At 56.8% G+C, this 8,781-nt stretch carries 6 protein-coding genes; all 6 read right to left on the reverse strand.

Translation table 11 applies throughout. The features are described 5' to 3' along the window. Positions 1–126: 126 nt before the first annotated feature. Positions 127–1,419, reverse strand: coding sequence for a serine--tRNA ligase (serS, locus tag NNN71_RS22040; protein ID WP_035892448.1), 1,293 nt, complete (start codon positions 1,417–1,419; stop codon positions 127–129). Between the two features lie 92 nt (positions 1,420–1,511). Next, complete coding sequence (gene rarA / locus NNN71_RS22045; protein WP_167576298.1) at positions 1,512–2,855, reverse strand: replication-associated recombination protein RarA; 1,344 nt, start codon at positions 2,853–2,855, stop codon at positions 1,512–1,514. Between the two features lie 9 nt (positions 2,856–2,864). After that, on the reverse strand, positions 2,865–3,476 hold the full coding sequence (gene lolA / locus NNN71_RS22050) for an outer membrane lipoprotein chaperone LolA (RefSeq protein WP_163447737.1): 612 nt from the start codon (positions 3,474–3,476) through the stop codon (positions 2,865–2,867). A 122-nt stretch (positions 3,477–3,598) separates the two neighbouring features. Continuing rightward, complete coding sequence (locus NNN71_RS22055) at positions 3,599–7,723, reverse strand: DNA translocase FtsK 4TM domain-containing protein (protein WP_271459341.1); 4,125 nt, start codon at positions 7,721–7,723, stop codon at positions 3,599–3,601. 120 nt (positions 7,724–7,843) lie between these two features. Further along, a complete protein-coding gene (gene lrp / locus NNN71_RS22060; RefSeq protein WP_000228469.1) occupies positions 7,844–8,338 on the reverse strand; it encodes a leucine-responsive transcriptional regulator Lrp in 495 nt (164 codons plus the stop codon). A 162-nt stretch (positions 8,339–8,500) separates the two neighbouring features. Then, the coding region (locus NNN71_RS22065; protein WP_271459342.1) for a hypothetical protein at positions 8,501–8,781 on the reverse strand (281 nt) is incomplete at its 5' end.

The raw sequence follows: 8,781 nt of genomic DNA on the forward strand, positions 1-8,781 counted from the left end.
GTGTTATATGCTGTTGCTACTTCGAAGTGAGTATTAAGGGTTCTACCAGGAGAGGTATTGTTCAGTATCAATGAGGATATAAAAAAAGCGCCTTTCGGCGCTTTTTCGGATGAAACTATCAGGGAATTAACCGATATATTCCAGACCGTTCATGTAAGGACGCAGTACTTCAGGTACTTCGATACGACCATCTGCCTGCTGGTAGTTTTCCAGCACCGCAACCAGCGTACGCCCTACCGCCAGGCCAGAGCCGTTGAGGGTATGGACCAGACGGGTTTTCTTATCGGACTTACTGCGGCAGCGAGCCTGCATGCGGCGCGCCTGGAAATCCCAGACGTTCGAGCATGAAGAGATCTCACGGTAGGTGTTCTGCGCCGGAACCCAGACTTCGAGGTCGTAGGTTTTGCAGGCGCCGAAGCCCATATCGCCGGTGCAGAGGATGATTTTACGGTACGGCAGGCCCAGCAGCTGCAGGACTTTTTCCGCGTGACCGGTCATCTCTTCCAGCGCCGCCATGGAGTCTTCCGGACGCACGATCTGCACCATTTCAACTTTGTCGAACTGGTGCATACGGATCAAACCACGGGTATCACGACCGTAAGAACCCGCTTCAGAGCGGAAGCACGGCGTGTGCGCGGTCATTTTGATCGGCAGATCGTCTTCGTCGATGATTTCATCGCGAACCAGGTTGGTCAGCGGCACTTCCGCAGTCGGGATCAGCGCGTAGTTGCTGCTGTCGGCTTCTTCTTCCAGCGGACGAGTATGGAACAGGTCGCCGGCAAATTTCGGCAACTGCCCGGTACCGTACAGGGTGTCCTGGTTTACCAGGTACGGCACATAGTTTTCGCTATAGCCGTGCTGTTCGGTGTGCAGGTCCAGCATGAACTGCGACAGCGCGCGGTGCATACGCGCGATCTGACCTTTCATCACAACGAAACGTGAACCGGTCAGCTTAACGGCGGCAGCAAAGTCCAGACCGCTGTGCATTTCGCCCAGTGTGACGTGATCGCGGATTTCGAAATCGAATTCGCGCGGCGTGCCCCAGCGGCTGACTTCAACGTTGTCGTTTTCGTCACGGCCAACCGGCGCGTCGTCGTGCGGAATGTTCGGGATGGTCAGCGCGATATCGCGAATCTCTGCCAGCAGAACGTCCAGTTCAGATTTCGCGGCATCAAGTTGTTCGCCAAGCTTGTTCACTTCCAGGCGTAAAGGCTCAATATCTTCCCCGCGTGCTTTCGCCTGGCCGATGGATTTCGATCGCGAGTTACGCTCTGCCTGCAGATTTTCAGTTTCTACCTGCAGCACTTTGCGACGCTCTTCAAGAGCGCGAAGTTTATCTACATCCAGCTTAAAGCCCCGGCGTGCCAGTTTTTCTGCGACTGCGTCTGGCTCTGTACGCAGCAGATTGGGATCGAGCATGCTTATCCTATGCTTATCGAATTGAAAGTGGAGTATGCGACCACAGCCCGTGGTCGCAGAGGTACGTTGACAACATTACCGCAACGACTGCACTAGCGGTAGCGTTTTGTGCGGCTATTTTGATCCTGTTCAGCGAGCCAGGCGAGCTTTTCGCCAATCTTGCCTTCAAGACCCCGATTCGTCGGGTGATAGTAGCGAGTTTGCGCCATTTCACTGGGGAAATATTCTTCGCCGGCGGCGTAAGCGTTAGGTTCGTCGTGGGCGTAGCGATACTCCTGACCATAGCCCATCTCTTTCATCAGCTTAGTTGGCGCATTACGCAGATGAACCGGCACATCGTAATCCGGACGTTCACGGGCGTCTGCCATCGCCGCTTTAAACGCGGTGTAGACGGCGTTGCTTTTCGGCGCGCAGGCAAGATAAACGATGGCCTGCGCAATCGCCCGTTCCCCTTCGGCCGGGCCGACGCGCGTAAAACAGTCCCAGGCGGAGATAGCCACCTGCATGGCGCGCGGGTCGGCGTTGCCCACATCCTCTGAGGCAATCGCCAGGCAACGCCGCGCCACGTATAGCGGGTCGCCGCCGGCGCTGATGATGCGCGCATACCAGTACAGCGCGGCATCCGGCGCGCTGCCGCGTACCGATTTATGTAGCGCGGAAATCAGATCGTAAAAACGGTCGCCTTTGTTATCAAAACGCGCGCTGCGCTCGCCAGCTATTTCAGTCAGCAACTGTGGCTGTAGTACGCGCTTACCCGCGTCATCAAGCTCGGCCATATCGGCCATCATTTCCAGGGTATTGAGCGCCCGACGCGCATCACCATTCACCAGTTCGGCAATCGCGCGGCGAGTTTCGTCTGGCAGGATGATATCCTGACCGCCGTAACCTCGTTCGCTATCTTCCATCGCCTGAGTAAGCACTTGCTCAATATCTTCGGTGGTGAGCGACTTCAGCAAATAAACGCGGGCGCGGGAAAGCAGCGCCGAGTTTAATTCGAAGGATGGGTTTTCGGTGGTCGCACCGATGAAGGTAATGGTGCCGTCTTCGATATGCGGCAGGAACGCATCCTGCTGGCTTTTATTGAAGCGGTGAACTTCATCGACGAAGAGAATTGTGCGCCGCCCGGCATTACGATTCTGCCGCGCGCGCTCGATGGCCTCGCGAATCTCTTTCACCCCGGAGGTGACGGCTGAAATTCGTTCCACGTCGGCGTTGGCATAGCGAGCAATCACTTCCGCCAGCGTGGTCTTGCCGGTGCCTGGCGGCCCCCACAGAATCATCGAATGCAGATGACCGGCCTCGATGGCGCGGGGCAGCGGTTTACCGGCCGCCAGCAGATGCTGTTGGCCGATATACTGCGCTAAGTTTTCTGGCCGCATACGCGCGGCCAGAGGTTGAAAGGTATTATCTGAAAAATCGAGCGACAGGTTGCCCACGCATGCCTCTTATTTACGCTGGTCGTCCACCGTCACGCCCTGCGGCGGTGTAAAGGTGAATTTGGACGCGTCCACCGAACCGTTCTGCTGCGATTTCAGCTGATAGCTGCTGCGCTGATCGTCCTGCTCGATGGCGCTGAACTGATGGATAGTGCCATCGCGTCCGACGTTAATGGTAAATTTCTTCAGGTTGCCGTTGCTGCCGCGCGGCGTCAGCACAAAATCATCGCCGGTTTGCTGGATATTGTACTGCTGCCAGTCGCTGGCCTGGTTACGGGCAATCAGCATAAACGGCGTGTTGCCGGTGGCATCTTTCAGCCAGGTCGCGGTCGCCTGCTCAACAAACGGGTTATAGAACCACAGGGTTTTGCCGTCGGAAACCAGAATACTTTCATCCGGCTGGGTCATATGCCAGTTAAACAGATTCGGACGTTTTACCCACAGATCGCCCTGACCTTCCTGTACCGCGTTGCCGCTACCGTCCGTCACCTTCTGGGTGAAGCTGGCGTGGAAACTGCTGACTTTGTCAAGACGACTTTTCAGGTCACCGGCGGCGTCAGCCCATACGCTGCTGACAACAAAGCTGGAAAGTAATGCACACGTGATCGCTGCTTTTTTCATTGTTATTCCTTAAATAGCCTCATGCTCCCGCCAGGAGAGCTTCTATCACTCACTCTAAGACTTCATCCTGAGCGGCGACAGAAGAAAATACTGAATTTTGACTTATTTACCCATCTTTGCAATCAGTCGAACGGTGGCGGTGCCAGCACCTCACGGTTGCCGTTATGCCCCTGTTCACTGACGATTCCCTGCGCTTCCATCTGTTCGATGATACGCGCCGCACGGTTGTAGCCGATGCGGAACTGACGCTGCACGCCGGAGATAGATGCTTTACGTTTCTGGGTCACAAAATTCACCGCCTGGTCGAACAACGGATCCAGCTCTTCGCCCCCCTCGAAGCCGCCGCCGCCGCCTTCGCTTTCGCTATCGGAGGTGATGCCGTCGATGTACTGCGGACGACCGCGCGCTTTCCAGTCCTGAACCACCGCATGAACTTCCTGGTCGCGTACAAACGCGCCGTGGACACGTATCGGGGTATTCGAGTTCGGGGCCGCATAAAGCATATCCCCCATCCCCAGCAGCGATTCCGCGCCGCCCTGATCGAGAATGGTACGGGAGTCAATTTTACTGGAAACCGTAAACGCAATACGGGTTGGGATGTTGGCCTTGATAAGGCCGGTAATCACATCCACCGACGGACGCTGGGTCGCCAGCACCAGGTGGATCCCCGCCGCACGCGCTTTCTGCGCCAGGCGCGCAATCAGCTCTTCGACCTTTTTACCAACGGTCATCATCAGGTCGGCGAATTCATCCACCAGCACGACGATGTAAGGCAGTTTCTCCAGCACCGGATGGGTGGCGTCCATGCTATCGCCCGGCTTCCAGTAAGGATCCGGGATCGGACGGCCCATGCGCGCGGCTTCGGCGATCTTATCGTTATAGCCCGCCAGGTTACGGACACCCAGCGCCGACATCAGCTTGTAGCGGCGTTCCATCTCGTTGACGCTCCAGCGCAAGGCGTTGGCGGCGTCTTTCATGTCGGTAACCACTTCCGTCAGCAGGTGCGGGATCCCTTCGTAAACCGACAGTTCCAACATTTTCGGGTCGATCATGATGAATCGCACGTCTTCCGGCTGCGCTTTGTACAGCATACTGAGGATCATGGCGTTCACGCCGACAGACTTACCAGAGCCGGTGGTACCCGCCACCAGCAGGTGTGGCATCTTACCGAGATCGGCCACCACGGGCTCACCGGCGATATCTTTACCCAGCACCACGGTCAGCGGCGACGGGTTATCGCGGAATTTATCGCAGTCCAGCACTTCACGCAGGTAAACGGTCTGACGTTTCTTGTTTGGCAGTTCCAGACCCACGTACGGCTTGCCAGGGATAACTTCCACCACGCGCACCGCCACGGTCGACAGAGAACGTGCCAGATCGCGAGAAAGGTTAGAGATTCGCGCGGCCTTAACGCCCGGCGCCAGATTCAGCTCGAAGCGAGTGATAACCGGGCCCGGTGAGTAGTTCACGACGTCAGCTTTGATACGGTAATCCGCCAGACGCGTTTCCACCAGGCGCGCCATCTGCTCCAGCGCGAAGGTATCGACCGGCTCAACTTCCGTTGGCGGCGGCGTTAACAGATCCAGCGACGGCAGCGGCGTAGTCGGTTTTTGCAACGGACGGTCGTCGCCATTACGCATCAACAGCGGGTGAATCAGGCTCTCCTGCGGCGGCGTGGCAGGCTGTTGCGGCGGCGCGTACTGCGGTTGCTGCTGCGGCTGCGCATACTGCGGCTGTTGTGGCTGTTGTGGCTGATGATAGCCTTGCGCATGCTGAGGCGGCTGCTGTTGATATTGCTGCGGCTGCGGTGCCTCAGGCTCCGGCATCACGCTTGGGGTAAACAGCGGCGCTTTGGGCGCATCATCAACCAGCGCTTTCATCGGCGAGAATTCGAAGTCATCGAGCGAGAAGGGATGCGCGCCTTCCGGCTGCTCGCTGGCATAACGCGTCTGCTGAGAGGCGGCAAACTGGCGCGCCAGTTCAGCCTCCGCGGCGGCATCGGCGTCATTTTCATCCTCGGCGTAATCCTCAACGTGCGATTCACCGTAGCGCTGCTGCTGAGAGGCGGCGAATTGACGCGCCAGCGCATCTTGTTCCAGCGCATCGGCTTCATCGTCGCTCAGATTAACATCGTCATCATGCTGATAACGCTCAGCTTCGCGCGCGGCACGTTCTTCGGCCATACGCTGCGACGGCAGCTTGATGCCATAGGACGCCAGTTCGCGACGCGTCGGCACGCGGACACGGTTCGGACGCGGTAATTTCGGGCCAATGCCCTCTTTCACCTGCGGACGCGGCCCTTCAGCTGGGCTAAACAGCGGCGCTGACGCTGCTGCGGCAGCGACGGTGCCAGCAGCGGTAGCTGCGTGACGAACGCTGGCCGCAACCGGATCCACAGCGGCTGAAGGTTCAGGCACCGCAACCGACGCCGATGCAGAAGGCATGGACGAAGCGCGCTGTTCAACCGGCGCTAAAGGTTCAGGGATCGGCTGATACCATGCTGCCAGCTGTTCACGTTCACGCGCGCGTTTTTCTTCCACTTCTTCGAAGTAGTAGAGCGGTGGGCGGTGGGCCGGTTTAACTTCTTCTTCAACAATCGGTTCTGGTTCAACAGTCGGCGCAGGCTCGGCCACGTATGGCTGTTCGTGAACAGGCTGTTCAGGCTGAGCATACTGCGGCTGTTCGTAAACCGGCTGCTGAGGCTGAGCATACTGCGGTTGTTCGTAAGCAGGCTGTTGAGGCTGAGTATACTGCGGCTGCTCGTAAGCCGGCTGTTGAGGCTGAGCATACTGCGGCTGTTCGTAAGCCGGCTGCTGAGGCTGAGCGTACTGCGGCTGCTCGTAAGCCGGTTGCTGAGGCTGAGCGTACTGCGGCTGCTCGTAAGCCGGCTGTTGAGGCTGAGCATACTGCGGCTGCTCGTAAGCCGGCTGTTGAGGCTGAGCGTACTGCGGCTGCTCGTAAGCCGGTTGCTGAGGCTGAGCGTACTGCGGGTGTTCGTAAGCCGGCTGCTGAGGCTGAGCGTACTGCGGCTGTTCGTAAGCCGGCTGCTGAGGCTGAGCGTACTGCGGCTGCTCGTAAGCCGGTTGCTGAGGCTGTGCATACTGCGGCTGTTCGTAAGCAGGCTGCTGCACTGGCGGCCAGCCTTCTGGCGCAGGTGCGATAGTTGGGTCAACGGCAGTTGGCGATGGCACGGACTGCCATTCCACACCCGGCGCTTCCCCTGACGCAATCGCCTGGGTCGAATCGGCTGCCCATACTGGGGTTGAAGCAACGGCAGTTGCTGCGGCGGCTGGCGCGGTCACCGAGTGGCCATTCAGCAGCGGATCATATTCATCATACTCCGCCGCGCGCGTCGCGCTGGCACCGGAGAACAGTACATCATCTGGATCGGCCTGGGCCGCGTAGCGGGCGGTCTCTTCCGGCTCATCCATTCGGCGGCCCGAGAACAGCGCTTCGTCGGTTTTGCGGCCCATCGGGTTTGCGAATTTTTCAGCAATACGCTTACGGCGGGCCAGTGCGCCACGCAGGATGCGGGCACGACGAGATTCGCGCGTATTGCTCTGCGCTACGTCATCTTCGTACTCGTCTTCTTCTTCGTATTCGTCTTCATCGACCCAGGTATCGTCGCGACGGGTGCGATTGCTGGCAAAAGTCAGGATATTGAGGATCCAACTGCCCATTTTCTCGGCGATACTGACCCAGGACCAGCCGGTAAACAGCGTCAGACCCGCAGCCCAGATACACAGCAGGGCGATAGTGCCGCCGCTGCTATGCAGCATCGGCTGTAACGCGGTGCTGAGCAGGCTGCCAATCACGCCGCCGGACGCAAAGTACCAGATATCATCGGCGTTAATGGCGGCAAGGCCGCAAGAGGTCAGGATCAGCGCCAGCACGCCAATCAGGCGCAGCGATACGGCAAAATAGTCGATATAGTCTTCGCTGGCACGGTGTCGCCAGGCGAACCAACAGCCGCCGATGATAATCACCGGAATGGTGTAAGCCATCACGCCGAAAATGAAGAACAGCGTATCGGCCAGCCATGCTCCGGGCGCACCGCACAAATTGTGGATAGGCTCATGCCAGGCCGTTTGCGACCAGCTGGGATCGGAAGGATTGAAGCTCAGTAGTGCTGCCATTAGCCAGACGGCAAAAATGGCGCAGAGAAGGAGTAACGCCTCAAGGAGCCGGCGTCCGCTGCTGAGTTTTGTGAGTTTGACTTCTTTGTCTTCTGTATATTCCTGGCTCAAGAAAGGCTCTCCAGGTGCCAAATGCTAAAACGGACAACAGTGCCAGATTGCGCCGACACTGTTGCTGTATGGATTAACAGGAGTGTAATCAAACTACGCTGATTTTGCACCTGTTCCGTTTTAGCGGGTCTTAATTACCAGACGATTACTCTGCTTGACCTCTTCCATCACGACGTAAGTACGAGTGTCGTTAACGCCTGGCAGGCGTAGCAGGGTCTCGCCAAGAAGCTTACGGTAAGCCGACATATCCGGTACGCGGGTTTTCAACAGATAGTCGAAATCACCGGATACCAGGTGACATTCTTGAATTTCTTCAAGTTTTTGCACTGCGGCGTTAAATTGTTCAAATACGTCCGGCGCACCGCGATTCAGAGTAATCTCAACAAATACCAGCAGCGATGCATCCAGATAATGCGGGTTTAACAGCGCGGTATAGCCCTGAATAAAACCCTGTCGTTCCAGACGACGTACGCGCTCAAGGCACGGGGTCGGAGAAAGTCCTACTCTTTTGGAAAGCTCGACGTTCGAAATACGCCCATCTTTTTGCAGCTCATTCAGGATGTTGCGGTCGATGCGGTCGAGATCTTTGCCAGGGCGTTTTTTACTATCTACCATTATTATTGTCTCTCTGTATTCCTTCCCTACTCCTGTCTTGACTCTGTGCACTTCACTGTTCAGAGCCTTCTCCCGTTTTCAACACGCCGTTGTTGCTGCAACGACGCATATCCCAGGGGTTGCGTATGAGAAGCCCCGGCGCCTCGCGGCCACCCTCCGACATCACGTATGACGTCTGTCCACACCATACGTAGATTTCAGTGATCCGGGTAAAAATGGCATTTGCGTGCATGAAAATTCACCACACGCGAAACACTGCTTTTCTTCTTCCTTGAATGTTGTCGCAAAAGCACAGGTGATTGTCAAAGCAAAACATCTTTTTTTAGTACAACATGCCAGATATTCATTATCACGCGGGCTTGATTCACATGTAATCGTCTTATAATCCAGCAGCGAACAGTAGAAATAGTTATATTTTTTGATGTTAAAATAAACAATCAATC

The sequence above is a fragment of the Kluyvera sp. Awk 3 genome (assembly GCF_028069715.1).
Taxonomy (GTDB): Bacteria; Pseudomonadota; Gammaproteobacteria; order Enterobacterales; family Enterobacteriaceae; genus Kluyvera; species Kluyvera georgiana_A.

Excerpts from the sequence above, each read along its gene's own strand:
- serS (WP_035892448.1), bottom strand. The coding sequence starts at position 1,419 with ATGCTCGATCCCAATCTGCTGCGTACAGAGCCAGACGCAGTCGCAGAA.
- lolA (WP_163447737.1), bottom strand. The coding sequence starts at position 3,476 with ATGAAAAAAGCAGCGATCACGTGTGCATTACTTTCCAGCTTTGTTGTC.
- lrp (WP_000228469.1), bottom strand. The coding sequence starts at position 8,338 with ATGGTAGATAGTAAAAAACGCCCTGGCAAAGATCTCGACCGCATCGAC.